The sequence below is a fragment of the Caproicibacterium sp. BJN0003 genome (genome assembly GCF_026314295.1).
Taxonomy (GTDB): Bacteria; Bacillota; Clostridia; order Oscillospirales; family Acutalibacteraceae; genus Caproicibacterium.
In genome coordinates this window covers 2,243,562-2,262,329 of sequence record NZ_CP111108.1, presented here as the reverse complement: position 1 = coordinate 2,262,329, position 18,768 = coordinate 2,243,562, and the positions used below count along the sequence as shown (strand labels likewise).

General features: G+C 43.5%; 13 protein-coding genes and 1 other annotated feature. Of the genes, 8 read left to right on the top strand and 5 right to left on the bottom strand.

Annotated elements, in window-relative coordinates:
• Both ilvN and ilvB read right to left on the bottom strand, forming a co-directional pair.
• Positions 1-498: an acetolactate synthase small subunit gene (gene ilvN / locus OP489_RS11255; RefSeq protein WP_266162073.1), complete on the bottom strand. Its 498-nt coding sequence runs from the start codon at positions 496-498 to the stop codon at positions 1-3.
• A gap of 12 nt (positions 499-510) precedes the next feature.
• Entirely contained in the window at positions 511-2,181 is a 1,671-nt protein-coding gene (ilvB, locus tag OP489_RS11250; protein WP_266162072.1) for a biosynthetic-type acetolactate synthase large subunit, read from the bottom strand.
• A gap of 579 nt (positions 2,182-2,760) precedes the next feature.
• Positions 2,761-3,001, top strand: a binding site (T-box leader).
• Positions 3,002-3,081: 80 nt separating this feature from the next.
• Between ilvB and OP489_RS11245 the strand changes: the two genes are divergently transcribed.
• Positions 3,082-4,770, top strand: a complete 1,689-nt coding sequence (locus OP489_RS11245) for a carbon starvation protein A (protein WP_266162071.1) — start codon at positions 3,082-3,084, stop codon at positions 4,768-4,770.
• Between the two features lie 104 nt (positions 4,771-4,874).
• Here OP489_RS11245 and OP489_RS11240 read toward each other — a convergent pair whose 3' ends face one another.
• Both OP489_RS11240 and OP489_RS11235 read right to left on the bottom strand, forming a co-directional pair.
• On the bottom strand, positions 4,875-5,978 hold the full coding sequence (locus OP489_RS11240; protein ID WP_266162070.1) for a cadherin-like beta sandwich domain-containing protein: 1,104 nt from the start codon (positions 5,976-5,978) through the stop codon (positions 4,875-4,877).
• 24 nt (positions 5,979-6,002) lie between these two features.
• The gene (locus tag OP489_RS11235; RefSeq protein ID WP_266162069.1) at positions 6,003-6,518 is read right to left on the bottom strand and encodes a hypothetical protein; all 516 of its coding nucleotides are present in this window, start codon (positions 6,516-6,518) and stop codon (positions 6,003-6,005) included.
• A gap of 367 nt (positions 6,519-6,885) precedes the next feature.
• Here OP489_RS11235 and OP489_RS11230 point away from each other — a divergent pair, with 367 nt between their 5' ends.
• Positions 6,886-8,982, top strand: coding sequence for a glutamine synthetase III (locus tag OP489_RS11230; protein ID WP_266163537.1), 2,097 nt, complete (start codon positions 6,886-6,888; stop codon positions 8,980-8,982).
• Positions 8,983-9,063: 81 nt separating this feature from the next.
• Here OP489_RS11230 and OP489_RS11225 read toward each other — a convergent pair whose 3' ends face one another.
• On the bottom strand, positions 9,064-9,912 hold the full coding sequence (locus OP489_RS11225) for an AraC family transcriptional regulator (RefSeq protein WP_266162068.1): 849 nt from the start codon (positions 9,910-9,912) through the stop codon (positions 9,064-9,066).
• A 320-nt stretch (positions 9,913-10,232) separates the two neighbouring features.
• Between OP489_RS11225 and OP489_RS11220 the strand changes: the two genes are divergently transcribed.
• The 6 genes from OP489_RS11220 to OP489_RS11195 all read left to right on the top strand — a co-directional run bounded on the left by OP489_RS11220 (position 10,233) and on the right by OP489_RS11195 (position 18,766).
• On the top strand, positions 10,233-11,618 hold the full coding sequence (locus tag OP489_RS11220; protein WP_266162067.1) for a sodium:solute symporter family protein: 1,386 nt from the start codon (positions 10,233-10,235) through the stop codon (positions 11,616-11,618).
• Positions 11,619-11,675: 57 nt separating this feature from the next.
• On the top strand, positions 11,676-13,400 hold the full coding sequence (ggt, locus tag OP489_RS11215; RefSeq protein ID WP_266162066.1) for a gamma-glutamyltransferase: 1,725 nt from the start codon (positions 11,676-11,678) through the stop codon (positions 13,398-13,400).
• Positions 13,401-13,548: 148 nt separating this feature from the next.
• A complete protein-coding gene (locus OP489_RS11210; RefSeq protein ID WP_266162065.1) occupies positions 13,549-14,313 on the top strand; it encodes a DeoR/GlpR family DNA-binding transcription regulator in 765 nt (254 codons plus the stop codon).
• Between the two features lie 207 nt (positions 14,314-14,520).
• Positions 14,521-16,026 carry an FGGY family carbohydrate kinase gene (locus OP489_RS11205; protein WP_266162064.1) on the top strand — a complete coding sequence of 502 codons (1,506 nt, stop codon included), beginning with the start codon at positions 14,521-14,523 and terminating at the stop codon, positions 16,024-16,026.
• Between the two features lie 27 nt (positions 16,027-16,053).
• Entirely contained in the window at positions 16,054-17,493 is a 1,440-nt protein-coding gene (locus OP489_RS11200) for an NAD(P)/FAD-dependent oxidoreductase (RefSeq protein WP_266162063.1), read from the top strand.
• Positions 17,494-17,506: 13 nt separating this feature from the next.
• Entirely contained in the window at positions 17,507-18,766 is a 1,260-nt protein-coding gene (locus OP489_RS11195) for an NAD(P)/FAD-dependent oxidoreductase (RefSeq protein ID WP_266162062.1), read from the top strand.
• Positions 18,767-18,768 lie beyond the last annotated feature (2 nt).

The following is an 18,768-nucleotide window of genomic DNA, read 5'->3' as shown; positions in this document are numbered from 1 at the left end:
TTATTTAGACATTGCCATAGAGCCCGTACGGAGAATTTTTAAAATTTGGTAGGGCGTGTAGAGTTCGATAAAAGAATTGATTGTAGAAGCGTCTCCGGTAAGTTCCAAAATCATAGAATTTGGTTCTACATTCAAAATATTTGCATGAAATACGTTCGCAATTTCTACCAGACGTTCACTGTTTTTGGGAGTACGTTTTACCTTGAGGAGCAGATGCTCACGGATAATCGTATTGTTGCGGTCCAAAATGGTAACTTCTTGGATGTCGATCAGCTTGCTGACCTGTTTATCTACCTGACGGACGATCCGGTCATCTCCGGAGACAACAATCAAAATCCGCGAATAATTGGTGTCTTCTGTTTGGCAGGCGACAATCGAGAGAATATTGTAGCAGCGTCGGCTGAAAAGGCCCGCAATTCGGAGCAGAACCCCCGGATTGTTTCTTGCAAGGATAGAGAGCACATATTCTTTGTCGCCGCTTTGATTTTTGTCGTACATGATCTTTCCTCCTTACATTTCCAGCATCGGTTCTTCTGCAGAGGCTCCGGCAGGGACCATCGGCAGCACGTTAACGTCTTTATCGATCCAGCAGTCGATCAGAACAGGCCCCTTTTCTGCAAGTGCTTTTTTGAGAATGGGTTCCACTTCGTCTTTTGTGTGAATTCGATAGGCTTTAACGCCGAATGCTTCCGCTAGTTTACAGAAATCAGTATTGTGATCGAGGTTTGTCTGAGAAAAATGATTGTGATAAAAAAGCTTCTGCCATTGCCGCACCATGCCGAGAACAGAATTGTTAAAGACCATTTCCACCACGGGAATCTGGTAATTTGCCAGTGTAGAAAGCTCATTGCAGTTCATATGAAAGCTTCCGTCTCCAGCGATATTGATCACTTTCTGCTTTGGATTTGCAACCTGTGCACCCATGGCGGCGCCGAGACCAAATCCCATGGTACCTAAACCTCCGGAACTGATAAACTGGCGGGGACGGTGAAATTGATAAAATTGAGCCGCCCACATCTGGTGCTGCCCAACTTCTGTCGCAATAATTGCATTGGAGGAAGTTAATCGATCCAGAGCTTCGATCAGCTCTTTCGGGGTAGGGAGTTCCGGAGTGGGAGAAGACTGAGAGAGTGGATACTGCTCTTTCCAAAGGGCTGTCTGCTCCATCCATTTCTGATGGTTTTGTTGGGGGAGAAGTCTTAAAAGTTTACGCAGAATCTTTTTAGCATCTCCCTTCATCTTGAGATCACAGTCGATATTTTTGTTGAATTCAGCGGTATCAATTTCAATTTGCAGAATCGGGCAATGCTGTGCAAAAAGTTTGGAGTTGCATAAAACCCGATCGGAAAATCTAGTTCCCACGGCGACAAAAAGGTCACAGTTTTTTAATGTCTGGGCACTGGCTTTTGTTCCGTGCATTCCGAGAAGACCTAAATAGCGGGGACTTTTTGCATCCATTCCACCTTGACACATTAGAGAGGAAGCGACCGGCGCATCGAGAAGATCAGCAAAAGCACGTGCTTCTTTAGAAGCTTCTGCTGAGATGACCCCGCCGCCAAGATACAAAAAGGGACGCCGACTTGTTTTTAGTATGTCGAGTGCTTCATTAAACCGTTCATCGGTCGGAAAATTTCCTTTTGGGACGGGCAGCGGAGCACATTTTTCATAGTCATAAAGCTGAGCTGTCACATCCTTGGGAATATCCACCAGAACGGGACCGGGCCGCCCGGTTGTTGCAATCTGAAAGGCCTGCCGAATAACATCGGCAAGATCTTCGATGTGCTTTACCAGAAAATTATGCTTTGTCACCGGCATCGTGATCCCGGTAATATCCACTTCCTGAAAGGAATCCAGCCCCAAAAGTTCGACATTGACGTTCCCAGTGATTGCTACCATCGGAACGGAATCCATATAGGCAGTGGCAATTCCAGTGACGAGATTGGTAGCGCCCGGGCCGGAAGTTGCAATACAGACGCCAGGTTTCCCGGTAGAGCGCGCATAACCGTCTGCAGCATGGGCAGCACCCTGTTCGTGTGCAGTACGAATATGGTGGATTCGGTCCTGATATTCATAAAGTGCATCATAAATATTCAGAACGGCGCCGCCGGGATAGCCAAATACCGTATCAACGCCCTGCTCCAGCAAACATTCCATAATGATTTGCGCACCAGTCAGTTTCATAAGTTGAACCCCTTTCTTTTCTTTCAGCTCTAAAAGCCGGCATTTTTTACTGTAAAAAAATAAAGAGCCGTCTCTGTTCCCGAAAAATTCAGGAAACAGAGGCGGCTCTGTTTTTCAGATACCACGGTACCACTCTGCTTTATCACAAAAGGTTTTGTGACCTCATACGCATCGGAGTTAAATAACTTTAAAATGCGTTTTCCGATAACGGGGAAATCCGGACGTCACTTACTGACAAGAATTGTGTTCAGCCGTCTGCTCAAGGGGGATGATTCAGAAATATGCTCCTGACGCCTTTCACCGAAATAGCGCCTCTCTGTGAGGAATCCACATTAGAAACTTTGTCCCTATCATTGCATTTGAAAAAATTATATTTGCTTTATCTTATGAGTTTTTTCAAAAAAAGTCAATGCTTTTTTTGAAAAATTTACTGCTTTAAAGTAAAAGATGCAAGTTGACTAAAAATCAAGGAATGAAATGGGATGGACACTGTGCATTCGTACAAAATGAATGAATTATGCAAAAAGATTCTTGCATAATCACGATGACAGTGCTATGCTTTGAGACAAATCAAATCAAACAAAAGCATGGAACAGGATATGACCTGCTCTTTTGAGCACACAGAGAACCGTTATTTGGTGAAAAGCGGTAGCAGAGAAAGAGAATGGCCCTCACCTGCGAGCTGTTTCGGTGAATTGGAAAGTAACCGAAGCCGGAATACCCACCGTTAAAAGGGAACCCCTTAGCGGGAAAAGCGGTTGTTTAAAAAACGACAAACAGAGTGGTACCGCGGAGAAAATTCAAAACCTTCGCCTCTGATTAAAAAATCAGAGGCGGGGGTTTTTTTATATAGCATAGAAGAAACTTGAGGGACTTTTTGAGGAAAAGGAGAGATCACAGATGAACGCACTTATCATCGTAGCAATTTCGATCGTCGTGCTGGGCGGTGGGTATTTGCTGTACGGCCGATGGTTGGTCAAAACTTGGGGGGTTGATCCCAATGCGAAAACACCGGCTTATGAAAAAGAAGACGGCGAGGATTACATTCCTACCAACAGCTTGGTTGTATTTAGTCACCAGTTTAGTTCGATTGCGGGTGCAGGCCCGATTACAGGCCCAATTATTGCCTGTATGTTTGGCTGGCTGCCGGCACTGCTCTGGATTTTGATCGGCGGTGTATTTTTTGGAGCAGTACAGGACTTTACTTCCATGTATGCTTCGGTAAAGACAAAAGGCAAGACGATCGGTTCTATCATCGAAAATTATATCGGGAAAACCGGAAAAACATTGTTCCTGATTTTTGAATGGCTTTTCAGCCTGTTGGTTATCGCAGCCTTTGCGGATATGGTTGCTGGCACGTTTAGCGGTTTTGCACCCGATACTGGTGCTCAGGTTTATGCCAACGGCGGCACAGCTTCCATGACTATGCTTTTTATCTTTGGTGCGGTAATTTTTGGATTTTTCATGAAATATGCAAAGCCAAAGAGCGGCGTCCTAGCGGCTTGCGGCATTGTGTTTACAGCTGTTTTGATGTTAATCGGCCTTAATTTCCCTATTTATGCAGATAAGGGGACATGGCTTGCTGTTATCTTTGCTTATTTGTTTATTGCTGCCGCATTGCCTATGTGGGTAATGATTCAGCCTCGCGATTATCTTAGCACGTTTTTGCTTTTGACTATGATCGCCGGCGCAGTAATTGGACTTTTGGTAATGCATCCTTCCATCAATCTGCCGGTGGTGACCAGCTTTAATGTGAATGGGAAAATGCTCTTCCCAATGCTGTTTGTAACGATCGCCTGTGGTGCAGTTTCCGGATTCCATAGCTTGGTTTCTTCCAGCACCAGCAGCCGTCAGATCAAGAATGAAAAAGATATGCTTCCGATTGGCTATGGTGCTATGCTGCTGGAATCTTTGCTGGCGGTTGTTGCACTCTGCATCGCAGGTGCCGCTGCAGATCCGGTAACGCATGCAGCTGCCCAGGGAACGCCGTTTGCAATCTTCTCCAGAGGCGTTGCAAGCTTCCTCGTACAGATCGGTATGCCGCAGGACGCTGCAATGTGTGTTATGAATATGGCGGTTTCGACTCTGGCACTTACCAGCCTTGATGCAGTTGCCCGTATCGGCAGGATTGCGTTCCAGGAGCTGTTTGGGCAAGGGAGTTCTTCCGTAGCAAAATTCCTGAGCAATAAATATATTTCTACGATTATTACGCTTGCTTGTGGCTGTGTTCTGAGTCTTGGCGGCTATAACAATATCTGGCCGCTGTTTGGTTCTGCAAACCAGCTGCTCGCAGCTTTGGTGCTTATCAGCCTCGCGGTGTTCCTCAAATGCACGGGACGCCAAGGTTGGATGCTTTATGTACCGATGTTTGTGATGCTGGCGGTTACTTTTACCGCTCTGGTACAGTCGATTATCTCGATTGTTGTCAAACTCGGTTCCAATAATTTTGTTTTCATGACCGATGGCCTTCAGCTGATTGTGGCGGTCTTGCTGGTTGCCCTTGGTATTATGGTAGCGGCCTCCTGTCTAAAGACACTCTTTGGGAAAAAAGAGAATTCGGAGAAAGCTACTTCTGATACAGCGGTCTGAAAAATAGCTTGAGGGTTTTATAAAACGTTGAAAAAGTGCTTGATGGAATTAATCCATCAGGCACTTTTTCGGTAATAAAATAAATTTTTAGGTTTTGAATCGTTTTAATTTTTCTTTTTACGAAGTAATAGGATACAGAGCAAAGCAATCAGTGCACCAACACCCACCATAGCAGCGCCGGATAAAAAGGCTGGGAATTGATTTTGGGAAAAAGAAAAAGAATTTTTGCGGTTTGAACCAGAATCAATGGTGTAAGATTCATCTTCGGGATCTTCTGATGAAGTGGAACGCTTTACACTTGCTCCCGTCGATTTTTTGGCGGAGCCTTTTTTTACAGAACCGCCGACAGTACCACCGGTTCTGGTTCTGCGTCCGGTTTCCGTTCCGTTTTCCGTTTTTGTTTCAGAGGAGCGTTCCGATCGGGAGACCTGCACATGGTATTCGGACGAATGTTTTCCATCTGCAGATTTTACGGTGATCCGGATGATTGTTGTACTTCCGACAGCACCTAAAGTATGGCGATTAACTGTAATTTTGCTTCCTTCTTCTACACTCTGTGCAGAAAACCAAATCTCATTTTCGTCTGCGGGGACGGTTGTTTCGTATTCCAGGTGATCTGAAGAAAAGTCGGGAGAAAGAGAAACACCCTCCGGTTTAGTGACCGAAAGATCTTGTAAAAGTGGACCGGAATCATCACCGTCTGTACTGTTGGAGCTGTTTACAATGGGGATCGATAAATCTTGTTGGGTATCTAAATTAAGTGGCCGAGCAGAAAAATCGCAGACTTCACTGATTGATAGGGAAAATGGGTAGGATTCCCCTTTATTTACCGTATCTTTTACACGAAAATGGTAGGTAGCGATTGTACCAGATAGGACAGAGGCAACACCATCTTCGACATTGCAGGCATAAATACACTGTAAGGGGGAGCCGTTTCCAACGAAAAATTCGTTTTGGGTAACGCCTTTTGAAAGAGTTACACCCTCATAGGAAAAAACGTCTTCGTTAAAAGAAAAGCTTGCTCGAAAAGCTGCGGGGGATTCTTTTGATGGAGTCACTTGCAGCAAAATTGAAAAAGTTCCGCCCGGACAAGCTGAACCTTTTTCACAAATAGAAAAAGGGGTCATTTCAGCTGCCCGGGCGGAAATACCAGCCAGACAGAATACAATTCCAATTAAAAGAATTCTGATTTGGATTCGTTTTTTCATAGATAGGATCTCTTTATTAAAGATTCAAGTGGGAACGGAAACATGCTGTTCATGGCTTTGTTCCCGAACCAGTCTCTTTTGAAGAACTTGTAGCCGAAAACGATTATAGCGTTGGATGATGATAAAAGGCCATGTTCCAAGAAAAAGGGGAACAGAAATGGTAATGGAAACTAGCGGTGTATTCAGCCAAATAATTGGGATTAAGCAAAATCCACCGAGGGTATGCATCCATTCTCCGCGACAAGTTTCTAAAATAAAACGGTCTATATATTCCAGAGTTAGGGCATTGCCTAAAGAACGCTTAGAAAATCCACCATTGGAAATAAATTGAGGAAGACAATCTTTCCAGTCTTGAATTTTTAAGTGGGACCGGTACCAACGACCGTTTTGTTCCCATTTTCGCGGTTGATAAAGGGCACGCCGAGCGTCAAAAAGGGAATCAGGAAGATGCTGGCATGCGAATACAGTGATCCCCTGCCATAAGCCAATCAAAAGCAGATTATTTATCAGCATTTTGAGAAAAGGCATCTCTCGAAACAAAGCGTTCTGTCGCCCCCTTTTTTAGTTGCAATGTGATGAACGATATCTTTTGCATGTGCTAAATAGTATAATACATTTTTAGAATTTCTACAAGATAAAACATATTTTCTAATCTATTTCGCTTTGTTTTTATGAGAGAATCAAACAGAAAAACAAAGTTAAAAAAAGAGCCAAAAAATTTGGAGCTTATTTCATATTTACTGCGTTGACTTTTATATAATCAGCGTATTATACTGAATTTAATTTTAGAAATAGTTCATTAAGAAGTTTATTTTTTGCGCTATTTTCATATTCACTTAAGAAAAGTAAAGTGAATCGTCGAAAGAGGCATCTAACAAGAGTGGTTTGTTTGAAAGGAGTTTTTATGATGAGTACGGTTCCGGAGCTATTCGGTACATTGGTCTTTAATGATTCGGTTATGAAAGCGAGACTGCCCAAGGATACCTATCAGGCTTTAAAAATGACCCGTGAAAATGGGAAGCCATTAGATCCCCAGGTGGCAAATGTAGTAGCAAACACCATGAAGGACTGGGCGGTAGAAAATGGCTGCACCCATTTTACGCATTGGTTTCAGCCGATGAATGGTATTACCGCAGAAAAGCACGATAGCTTTATTTCTCCCATGGCGGGTGGAAAAGTGATCATGGAGTTTTCTGGTAAGGAGTTGATCAAAGGGGAGCCGGATGCTAGTTCCTTCCCGAACGGCGGCCTTCGCTCTACCTTTGAAGCGCGTGGATATACTGCTTGGGATCCTACCAGCGATGCATTTATCAAGGATGGAAGCCTTTGTATCCCCACTGCTTTTTGCTCTTATGGAGGAGAAGCGCTGGATAAAAAGACACCGCTTCTGCGTTCCATGAATGTTCTTAATGAACAGGCTCTGCGAATTTTACGGTTGTTTGGAGATCAAAAGACACAGCGTGTGAATGTAACCGTAGGTGCGGAGCAGGAATATTTTCTGATTGATCGAAAACTGTTTGAAGAGCGTGAAGACCTCATCTATACCGGACGTACACTTTTTGGTGCTATGCCGCCGAAAGGGCAGGAGATGGAAGATCATTATTTTGGCGTTATTAAGCCACGGGTTTCTGTCTTTATGAAAGATTTGGATGAGGAATTGTGGAAATTGGGGATTCTTGCAAAAACGAAGCATAACGAGGTTGCCCCGGGGCAGCATGAGTTGGCCCCGATCTTTACAACTGTGAATGTAGCAACCGACCAGAACCAGTTGACAATGGAAATCATGAAAAAAGTTGCGGCAAAGCATGGACTTTCCTGTTTGCTGCATGAAAAGCCATTTAATGGAGTGAATGGTTCCGGTAAACACGATAACTGGTCATTGAGTACTGACCGTGGAATCAATCTTTTAGAGCCTGGAGATTCTCCACGGACAAATGCACGCTTTTTGTTGTTTTTAACCGCAATTATTGAAGCGGTGGATACACATCAGGATCTTTTGCGCCTTTCTGTTGCAAGTGCAGGGAACGATCATCGGCTTGGCGGAAATGAAGCACCACCGGCAATTATTTCGATTTTTTTGGGGAATCAGCTTACCGAAGTTTTGGATTCCATTGAAAAGAAAGAGGAATATAAAGGGAGTCAGGGGAAATCTGTTTTGACAATTGGCGTGGATGTATTGCCCAATTTGCCGAAAGACGCGACCGATCGTAATCGTACTTCTCCTTTTGCATTTACCGGAAATAAGTTTGAGTTTCGTATGCTTGGTTCTACCGTTTCTATTGGCTGTCCAAATATGATTTTGAATACCATCGTTGCTGATGTGCTTTGCAAATATGCGGACCGGCTGGAAAAAGCGAAGGATTTTAACTATGAATTGGAACATTTGATTCGTCATGTGTATCGGGACCATAAACGGATCATTTTTAACGGCGACGGATATACCGATGGATGGGTAAAAGAAGCCGAAAAACGTGGATTGCTGAATCTAGCGACTACAGCTGATTGTATGCCTCTTTACAGAAAAGAAGAGAACATTAAATTGTTTGAAAAATATGGAGTTTTGTCTCGTATGGAAGTTTGTTCCCGCTGCGAGATTCAGATGGAAAATTATAATAAACAGCAGCATATCGAAGCTCTGACAATGGAAGATATGATCCAAAAGCAGATTTTTCCTGCGATGTGCAGCTATATGAAGATGCTTTCCGAAGAAATTTCTCTGAAAAAGCAGATTGGAGCAGGAATTTCTTACGAAGTAGAGGAAACTTTAATTAAGAAACTTTCGAGTTTGTCAGTAGAACTTTTCCATGAATTGGAAGCTTTGAAGAAGGCGGTCTCTGGAGAGCAGAAAATTACGGATGTAGAAGAGCTTTGCCGATATTGTGCAGATGTACTTTTGGTGCAGATGGAAAAAACTCGAGCAGTTGCCGATCAGATAGAACCATTAGTTGGTAAGACCTACTGGCCCTATCCATGCTATGGGGATCTTTTGTTTTCTGTAAATTAAATAGATTCATTGTTATTCATAAAAGAGAGGGAACACAAAGCCAAAAAACGACTTTGTATTCCCTCTCTTTTTTATATTCTTTTAAAGGGTGATGAAATCTAGCTTTCCTGGGGAAAATTCCTTTTGGATTTTCTCCTGAAAAGTAGAAGGCGGCATATGCATATATTCTTTAAATGCTTTTGCAAAATGGGATTGGTCATAGTAACCGCAGTCCTGCGCAACATCCACAATGGACATTGCTGGGTGTTCAATCATTGTTCGCAGTGCATTTTGAAAACGAATATTCGCCAAAACTGTTTTAGGGGCAAGCCCTACGTGTTCTGTAATCACTTTTTGAAGATATCGGGCACTGTAGCCGGTTTGTTCTTGCAGTTCAGAAATTCGGATATTGCCGTGCTGCATCAGAGCATCGTGCATCATCTTTTGGATTAAAGAAGAAGTTTCCCGCTGCTTTGTACGGCTTTCCCATTGAAGAATAAAATTTCGTAGATATTTGATGCGCTGCTCAAAAGTTTCGGAGTATGCCATTTGATCTAAAATGGATCCCGGTTGCAAAAGATCATCCAATGGAATTTCTGTATCTGCAAGTTCGTTGCTGGGAATTCCAAAAATCCTGGTAAATTCTCCTGGAAAAAATTGGCAGGCAAAAACTTGCAGCATTCCGTAAAGTGGAACTTTTTTGCTTTGATTCAATGTACCGCAACAAATAGCACATGGATTGTTTGGATCTGTAGAAAATAAAATTCCAACCAGACCAATTCCAGGAACACAACTTAATCCATCTGTTTTACCGGTGTTCTTTAGCTCATGCACAACCGCAATGGGTGTGCCGTTGTTTCCTTCGGCCAAAAGGCTTTTATGGCTTTTTTCTGCATCCCAAAACGGTTGAACGGATACCATTGTACTGAAATCCGTTCTATTTTTGTCCATAGTGCTCCTCCTTATTTCTCCTGGTTTAAAATTGACGCGAATATATTCTGCTTTTTACAAGGTGTTGTTCTGATTTTTACAAGTTTTTGTGGACTTCATATGATATTATGGTAGCACGATAGACATAAAACAGATACACCTTATAAAAAAATTGTACAAATCAGTGATTTTATAAGGAATCTTGGAATCTTGATTTCATTATAAACGCGGATTTGTCAGACGTCAACTCAAGATTGCAAATTTTGTGTGAGATCAAAAACAGCCACTTTGGTACGGCGGTTGTTTTGATAGATAAAAGAAAAAAATGAAGGAGGATTTATATGGTTACTACAATTACATGGATTATTGTCTTTGTCTTGATTGTAGGAATTGGCATGTTTGCAGGAAAATCAATGTCCAATTCCAAAGAATGGTCAGGCGGAGACAAAACACTCAGTGCAGTCGGAGTCGGTTGTGTTTTGGGAGCATGGCAGATCGGAGGCATGAGTATTGTCGGTGCAGCTCAGAATGGCTATACGATGGGAATTGCGGGTTCATGGTATTCACTGGCAGGTGGAATTTATCTGTTAGTTGCAGCAGGACTTGCAAAAATTTTGCGAGACAGAATGCCGGGGGATTCGGTACCAACTTACTTAGCAAGTCGTTTTTCCACCAGCAGCTCTAAGCTTTATTCTTATGTTTGGGTTATTCTCGGATTTTTGTATATTCCGGTTCAGCTTAAAACAGTTGCTTCGGTTATCCAGATTGCAGTACCAAGTTTGGATGCGAATTGGGCCATCGTTCTTGGTTTAGCAATTGCTACTGTTTATACTGCATTCTCAGGAATGAAAGGTGCAGCATCCGTCGGAAAAGTGGTTTGTATTGGAATTTATGTACTTTTGGTTGGATTTGTGGTAATTATTCTGCAGCACTTTGGGGGATATTCGGGCTTGGTTTCCTCTCTGCCCCAAGGATACGGAGAACTCAGCAGTATGCCAACACAAAAATGGGTTGGATGGTTGCTTTCCGGTATTTTGTCCTCTGTCGTTATGCAGTCTGTTCTGCAGCCGATTATGGCGGCAAGAGATGCAAAGGCAGCGCGTGGAGGCTGCATTATTGGCTATGTATTCGCGGCTCCAATTTGTATTTTCACCGCAATTATTGGCATGATAGGCGCTGCTACTACCAGTAATTTGGGAAATGGTGCAACTGCTTTTGCGTGGACCATTAAAGAATATACCAGCCCAGTCATGGCAGGCGTTATTTTTGCAGTTGCTACTATGATTATTGCAGCCACAATGGCTACTATGATGATGGCAACAGGAACAATCATTACAAATATTTATAAAACACAGATCAATAAAGAAGCTTCTGAAGACAAAATGTTGAAAGTTTCTCGCTATGGCACTTTAATCTTTTCCGTTTGCACACTGATTCCTGCTTTCTTACTGCCCAGCGCAGCTTTGACAACAACTTTCCAGATCCTGATTCAATGTTCTACCGGCCCGGTAAGCTTTTCTATTCTTGCTGGTTTGCTTTGGAAACGTACGACAAAACAAGCATCACTGGCAAGCATGATTTCCGGTATTATTGTTGGACTGATTTGGGTAATCAGCGGATTGTCCAATCAAATCGAGACGATCTATGCTGTCATTGTTGTCAGCTATGGAGTAGGTATTATCACCACACTTTTAACATCTAAAAAAGAAAATGCGATTCAGGCGTAACTGAAAATAAAAATTTTGTTTCAGGGAAATGATCCCTATCATAAGGAGGTTTGTCTTATGCCTACAAAGCCCTATTTGGGAAAAACTCTTTCAGAAATTGCGATGTTTCGTCCATATCCGTCCGGTCGAGGAGGAGCTGTGAGTTCCAATAGCCCATATGCGACAAGTGCTGGTTTGGAAATGATGAAAAATGGCGGAAATGCCATTGATGCGGCGGTTGCAATTTCTTTGGTGCTGGGAGTTGTTGAACCATACCATTGCGGCATTGGCGGCGGATGTTTTCATGTTGTTTATCACAAAGAAAGCAACCAGTTTTATGCCTGTGATGCACGTGGAGTGGCACCGCTAAATGCATATCAGGATATGTTCTTGGATAAAAATGGAGATGTTGATCTGAACCTTACCGAGTTTTCAGGCCGCTCTACTGCGGTTCCGGCACTTTACAAGGCAATGGATAATCTGCTGAAAAAATTCGGAACAATGACCTGGGAGCAGGTGTCGGCTCCTGCAATCCGGTTATGCCGTGAAGGATTCAAATGTGGATTTATGTATGCACGGATCAGCGATACTCCGGAAGCAGAACATAATACAGCAGCTTATGAAGGATTTAAAGAGCTTTATCTGCACGACGGAAAACCACGTACTTTTGGTGAAATTATTAAGAATCCGGAGCTCGCCGATACAATGGAAGCAGTTGCTAAAAACGGTGTTGACTGGTTCTATAATGGGCCTGTAGCCGATGCTATCGTGAATGCTGTCCAAAAAAATAAAGGCGTTCTGGTAAAAGAAGATCTAAAAAATTGTTCACCAAAACCGCGTACTCCGGTACAGGGAACCTATCGGGGATATAAAGTTGTATCGATGCCGCCTCCGTCTTCCGGCGGAACTCATATCATCCAAATGCTGAATATTCTTGAGAATTTTGACCTCGCGAAAATGGGATGGCATTCCGCCGAAAGCACACATCTTTTGGCAGAAACAATGAAGATCATGTTTGCAGATCGCTCGGTTGCAATGGGAGATCCTGATTTTGTACAGGTACAGGTTGAAAAGATTCTTTCTAAGGAATATGCGAAAGAACTTGCGAAAAAGATTGATCCGGATAAAGCGCAGGAGTTTGCACCAACCGAAGGAATTGAAGCGAAAAGCTATCCAGGCTGTACCTCGCATTTCTCTGTCATGGATAAAGAGGGAAATGTTGTTGTGCAGACACAGACGATTCGTAACTGGTGGGGCTGTGGTGTAGTAGTTCCCGGCTATGGATTTATTATGAATAATACAATGGCTGATTTCAGCCCTAAAGTTGGCGTGCGTACGACACAGGGACTTGCCTATGGAATGGCAAATGCAGTACGTCCGGGAAAGACGCCGCTTTCCAGTATGTCTCCTACGATCGTACTGAAAGATGGGGTCCCGGTGTTGGCTGTTGGAAGTGCGGGCGGTCCGCGAATCATCACAAGCACACTTCAGCTGATCGTCAATACCCTTGACTATGGAATGATGATGGAACCTGCCACTCGTGCGCCGCATATGTGCTGCTTAACGCTCGATCAGGGGCTGGAGCTGGAAGACGGATTTTCTCCGGATACTGAAAAGCTTTTAAGAGAAAAAGGACATAAAATTATTGAAACGGGGTCATATGGAGAACTTTTGGTAATGCCAAACGGCATTATGAGAGTTGGAGATGAATTTTTCCCGGCAGGATGTAATCGTGCTGACGGCGGCGGCGGTGCATTGACTGAGTTTGGCACAACCGCAATCGATGGAATCGTTTTTGAATAAGAGCCTGCTTCCTATATACTTTTTTATTTGCCGGTCTGCAATTTTGCGGATCGGCATTTTTTGGGTTAAATGATGAATTTATGTGGAATTACACAAAACAATGTGGTATAATCCAAATAAGAAAATTTTGTTTTTTGGAGGAATCTTTATGCTACAGGAGAGAAGAAGCAAGATCATTCAAAAGATTCAACAGACGAATGTGGTAAAGGTCAGCGATTTAATGGAGGAATTCGGTGTCTCGATCGAAACAATTCGGCGTGATTTAGAATATCTTGAAGAAAAAAATTATTTGAAACGTGTATATGGTGGGGCCGTCAAAAAAGGATTCAATACACAAGAACCAGCATATAAACGGCGTGAAATAGAGAAGGAAGACGAAAAGAAAAAAATCGCTGCAGCTGCAGCGGAATTGGTATCGGATGGGGATACTTTGTTTATGGATGTAGGGACGACCGTCTTAGAAACGGCACGTCAGCTTGGCAGCAAAAAGAGGATTACCGTTATTACAAATTCTACTTTGACCGCTCAGGCACTAATCGAAGTAAATCCAGAAAACCGAGTGATTTTGCTGGGCGGAGAGCTTAGAAATGGGGATTTATCGGTCTCCGGATATTTATGTGATAATAGTCTCGAAAATTTTTATGCAGATAAAGCAATTATTGGGGCTGGAGGGATTACCATTGAAAGTGGGATTACCGATTATCATTTGGCAGAAGCCAATACCCGGCGTTTGATGATCAGACATTCCGATCAAGTCATTATCGTTGCGGATTCCAGCAAGTTCGGGGTGATTGCAATGAACCGTGTCTGCCCTGTTTCGGATATTCATACCATTGTAGTGGATGACAGTTTACCAGAAAAAGAAGCTCAGCGTTATCGAGATAAGGGACTGCGGATTTGCTTTGCCCGGTGATCTTTTCATGAAAAAAATTACAAACAAAAAAGCCTGTACGGATCGTTTTTGAGAGTACAGGCTTTTTTGTTATTTTAATAAAATTTTATGAAAAAAATAGCAAGAAAGTACGTTTCTTTTCTTGCTATTTTTTATTTCCTATGCTATTATAAATCCATAAAATATCACACAATATTGTCAATATTCCACACACGGAGGGGAAGCTATATGGAACATAAAGGATATTTTATGGGAATAGATGCTGGAACAACTGGAACGACAGTGTTGATAATGGATGAAAAATGGGATGTTGCAGCAAAAGGTTATCAAAAACATATAATGAACAGCCCAAAACTAGGCTGGATGGAGCAGGACGCAAATGTTCTTTGGGAAGATTTGCTATGTGCAGTAAAGAAAGCGTTATCGCAGCTTCCCTTAAATGCAAGAATTTTAGGAATCGGACTTGACCACCAGGGAGAAAGCTGCTTGATTTGGGAAAAATCAACTGGAAATCCGCTTTCACAGGCAATTAATTGGCAGGATCGAAGAACAGTATCGGCGTCCGAAGAGTTAGCTGAAAAGTATGGGGAAGAAATCCAAAAACGCACGGGCTTTTTTCCGGATTCTTATTTTAGTGCAGAGAAATTTGTTTGGGAATTGAATCAAATTCCCAATGGACATCAGCGGGCGGAAAAGGGGGAACTTTGTGCAGGAACACTTGGCAGTTGGTTTCTCTGGAAGATGACGGGAGGAAAAATCCATATGACGGATCCTTCTACTGCCTCGCGCACCATGCTTTATAACATTCATACAGGATTATGGGATGACGAGATTTTAGAGATGCTTTCCCTTCCTCGTAAGATGCTCCCTCAAATTGGCAGCAGTGCAAAACGATTCGGTATGACCGAACCGCAGTGCTTTTTGGGACTCCAAGTTCCCGTTTCAGGTTTAATAGTCGATCAGCAGGCGGCGCTGTTTGGGCAGTGCTGCTTTCATACAGGAATGATAAAAACAACTTATGGAACAGGCTGTTTTCTTCTTATGAATACAGGGCAGACGCCTATCAAGTCTCCGGGAGGACTTTTGACGACGGTAGCGTGGAATCTGGGAGGAAAAGATACATTTGCCTTAGACGGCGGTATTTATACAGCTGGAGCGGCAATTAATTGGCTGCACGAAAAGATGGGAATGATCGAATCTTTTGAACAAACGCAGCAAATGGCAGAGAGCATACAGAATAATGGTGGTATTTACTTTGTACCGGCGTTTGTGGGGTTGGCAGCCCCCCATTGGGATAACTGTGCGCGCGGAACGATTTTTGGCATCAATTCTATGACCAAAAAAGAGCAGATCGTTCGGGCGACTCTGGAAAGTATTGCTTATCAGGTATCTGACAATCTAGATGTTATGATCAGAGATTCTGGATTTCCGATTCAAGTGATGCGTGCAGATGGAGGGATGACGGTCAATTCCTTTTTAATGCAGTTTCAGGCGGATATTTTGAATATCCCTGTAGATGTCCCGGTGATTTCGGAAACCAGTAGCTTGGGAGCAGCTTATCTTGCTGCTTTTGGAGAAGGATGGTTTTCGTCTTTAAGTGAAATTGAGAGTAACTGGAAATTACAGTGTCGATACGAGCCCAAAATGTCAGAGGATGAGCGGCAGACACTGCTCTACAATTGGCACAGAGCAGTGGAACGTTCTCTTGGATGGCTTCAAAAAGAGAAACCATAAAAGTTTTTAGTTTTAGGAGGAAAAACAATGAGAAGCACAGATGTGTTGGTTATTGGGGCCGGAGCGGTTGGTTGTTCCATCGCGCGAGAACTGACAAAATATCAGGTCCGCGTATTGGTGGTCGAAAAGAAGGAAGATGTTGGGGGAGATGCTTCCAAAGCGAACAGTGCAATCATTCATACGGGATATGATGCCTCTCCGGATACATTGGAATCTCAGTTAGTGGTTGCAGCAAACCCTATGTATGACAAGCTTACGAAAGATCTGGATGTCCCATTTTCGAGAATTGGTGGAATTCTTCCGGCAATCACTCAGGAACAGTATGAAAAATTACCGGCATTAAAAGAAAAGGCATTTAAAAATCGTGTATATGATGTGGAATATCTTTCAGGCAAGGAATTGCTTAAAATGGAGCCAAATTTGAACCCTGAGACAAAAGCAGGGCTATATATTCCGCGGGAGAGTATCATTGATCCATTCCTGTTGGTGGTTGGTTATGCTGAAAATGCACAGCAGAACGGTGCTGATTTTCTTTTGGGAACAGAAGTAACCGGGATGCATGTGGAACAGGGAAAAATAACAGTGGTGGAAACAACAGCCGGCGAAATTTCCTGTAAATGGGTTGTCAATGCAGCTGGACTGCATTGTGATGAAATTGCAGCAATGGTTGGAAAAAATGATTATACAGTGAATCCGCGAAAAGGACAGTTTTATGTTCTTGATAAAAATACATCCTGTAAAGTAGAACATATTATACTGCCGATTCCAACGAAAGTTACGAAAGGAAAGCTGATGTGTCCGACTATCCACGGGAATATGTTGGTTGGTCCGACAGCGGAAGACCTTTCAGATAAGGAGGATCGATCAACGGATGCGGCAGGACTTAAGAGTGTTGCCCAAGATGTGCGGCACTTGATTCCGAATGTCAATCTTCGCGATACGATCACACAGTACAGCGGCCTGCGTCCAAATCGAAATCCGGAGGGACTGCATGTAGATACTTATGACGACTTAACAAATTATGTAAATCTATCAGGAGTGCGTTCTACGGGATTAACGGCTTCCGCTTCCCTTGGAAAATATGTGGCACAAACCCTTTTAAAAATTGGAATGCCTGCAGAAATGAATCCTGATTTTAATCCGGTTCGAAAAGGGATCGTAAGGTTTCGGGAGCTTACCCGGGAGCAGCAAGATGAAATGATCCAAAAAGATCCTTTATACGGCAGAGTGATCTGTCGCTGCGAAACGATCACAGAAGGAGAAATCGTTGCGGCAATTCACAGCCCGATTCCTGCCCGGAGTATGGATGCGGTTAAACGCCGTGTGCGCGCAGGGCTGGGGCGCTGCCAAGGCGGATTTTGTGGGCCAAGAGTGCTCGAAATTCTTGCACGCGAACTGGGAGTATCTGCTGAGGAAATCAATAAGAATGATAAAGGTTCTTATATGATTGCCGGAAAAGTAAGATAAGGGGGATTACATAATGTATGAAATTACATGTGATGTAGCGGTGATTGGAGCAGGCCCAGCAGGGCTTGCAGCAGCTGCTGCAGCGAAAGAGCAGGGCGCGGAGAAAGTATTGATCATTGAACGTGACACCGCATTGGGAGGCATTTTGCAGCAGTGCGTGCATCCGGGATTTGGTTTGTCGCTTTTTAAGGAAGAACTCACCGGACCCGAATATGCGGGGCGCTTTATTGAAAAAGTGGAGCAGGCTGGGATTGAAACACTGCTGGATACCATGGTTTTGGAAGTTCGGCAAGACGGAACGATCTATTGCACGAATTCCCGCTATGGAATAACGATGGTAAAAGCCAAAAGTGTGGTCCTTGCTATGGGATGCCGTGAAAAGACCCGGGGAAATATTCAGATTCCGGGAACGCGTCCAGCAGGAATTTATACCGCCGGTTCCGCTCAGAGAATGGTCAATCGGCAGAATGAAATGGTCGGAAAAAAAGTAGTGATTTTAGGCTCCGGAGATATCGGGATGATTATGGCACGCCGCCTTACACTGGAAGGGGCCAAGGTAGTCGCAGTCGTGGAAGTGATGGACTATCTTGCAGGATTGATTCGTAACCGGGTACAGTGCTTGGATGATTTCGGAATCCCATTGCTGCTCTCTCATACTGTAACAAGAATTGTTGGAAATCAGCGTGTAGAGGGAGTCTATGTAGCAAAAGTTGATCAGAACCGTGTCCCGATTCCAAATACAGAAGTGTTTTTTGACTGCGATACCTTGCTGCTCTCAGTCGGCTTGATCCCTGAGAATGAACTTTCAAGAGCAGCTAACATTGAAATGGACAGCGTAACAAACGGGCCGGTCGTCAATCAGTATATGCAGACCAGTGCTCCCAGCCTTTTTGCCTGCGGAAATGTCGTTCATGTAAACGACTTGGTGGATAATGTTTCAGCAGAAAGTATGCTGGCTGGGAAAAATGCGGCGAAATATGCGATGGGACAGCTTCCACCTTTTAAGCGGGTGGTGATATGTCAGCCGGGAGAAAATGTAAGGTACCTTTGTCCACAGAAAATTGCGGTTTCCGATGAAGCGGAAGATACAATGGTTTATTTTCGCGTAAAACAGCCGCAGAAAGAAACGACATTAAAAGTATCCTGTGATGAAGGACTGCTTTTTGAAAAACGTCTGCCTCGTGTAAATCCGGGCGAAATGCAGCATATCTGTGTTCCTACCGCTTCACTCTCAGGGGAAACGCTTATAGTCGATGCGGAAAAGAGGATTTGATC

What these genes read in the sequence shown, in the direction of transcription:
- ilvN (WP_266162073.1), bottom strand. Translation starts at nt 498, where the DNA reads ATGTACGACAAAAATCAAAGCGGCGACAAAGAATATGTGCTCTCTATC.
- ilvB (WP_266162072.1), bottom strand. Translation starts at nt 2,181, where the DNA reads ATGAAACTGACTGGTGCGCAAATCATTATGGAATGTTTGCTGGAGCAG.
- OP489_RS11245 (WP_266162071.1), top strand. Translation starts at nt 3,082, where the DNA reads ATGAACGCACTTATCATCGTAGCAATTTCGATCGTCGTGCTGGGCGGT.
- OP489_RS11240 (WP_266162070.1), bottom strand. Translation starts at nt 5,978, where the DNA reads ATGAAAAAACGAATCCAAATCAGAATTCTTTTAATTGGAATTGTATTC.
- OP489_RS11230 (WP_266163537.1), top strand. Translation starts at nt 6,886, where the DNA reads ATGAGTACGGTTCCGGAGCTATTCGGTACATTGGTCTTTAATGATTCG.
- OP489_RS11225 (WP_266162068.1), bottom strand. Translation starts at nt 9,912, where the DNA reads ATGGACAAAAATAGAACGGATTTCAGTACAATGGTATCCGTTCAACCG.
- OP489_RS11220 (WP_266162067.1), top strand. Translation starts at nt 10,233, where the DNA reads ATGGTTACTACAATTACATGGATTATTGTCTTTGTCTTGATTGTAGGA.
- ggt (WP_266162066.1), top strand. Translation starts at nt 11,676, where the DNA reads ATGCCTACAAAGCCCTATTTGGGAAAAACTCTTTCAGAAATTGCGATG.
- OP489_RS11210 (WP_266162065.1), top strand. Translation starts at nt 13,549, where the DNA reads ATGCTACAGGAGAGAAGAAGCAAGATCATTCAAAAGATTCAACAGACG.
- OP489_RS11205 (WP_266162064.1), top strand. Translation starts at nt 14,521, where the DNA reads ATGGAACATAAAGGATATTTTATGGGAATAGATGCTGGAACAACTGGA.
- OP489_RS11200 (WP_266162063.1), top strand. Translation starts at nt 16,054, where the DNA reads ATGAGAAGCACAGATGTGTTGGTTATTGGGGCCGGAGCGGTTGGTTGT.
- OP489_RS11195 (WP_266162062.1), top strand. Translation starts at nt 17,507, where the DNA reads ATGTATGAAATTACATGTGATGTAGCGGTGATTGGAGCAGGCCCAGCA.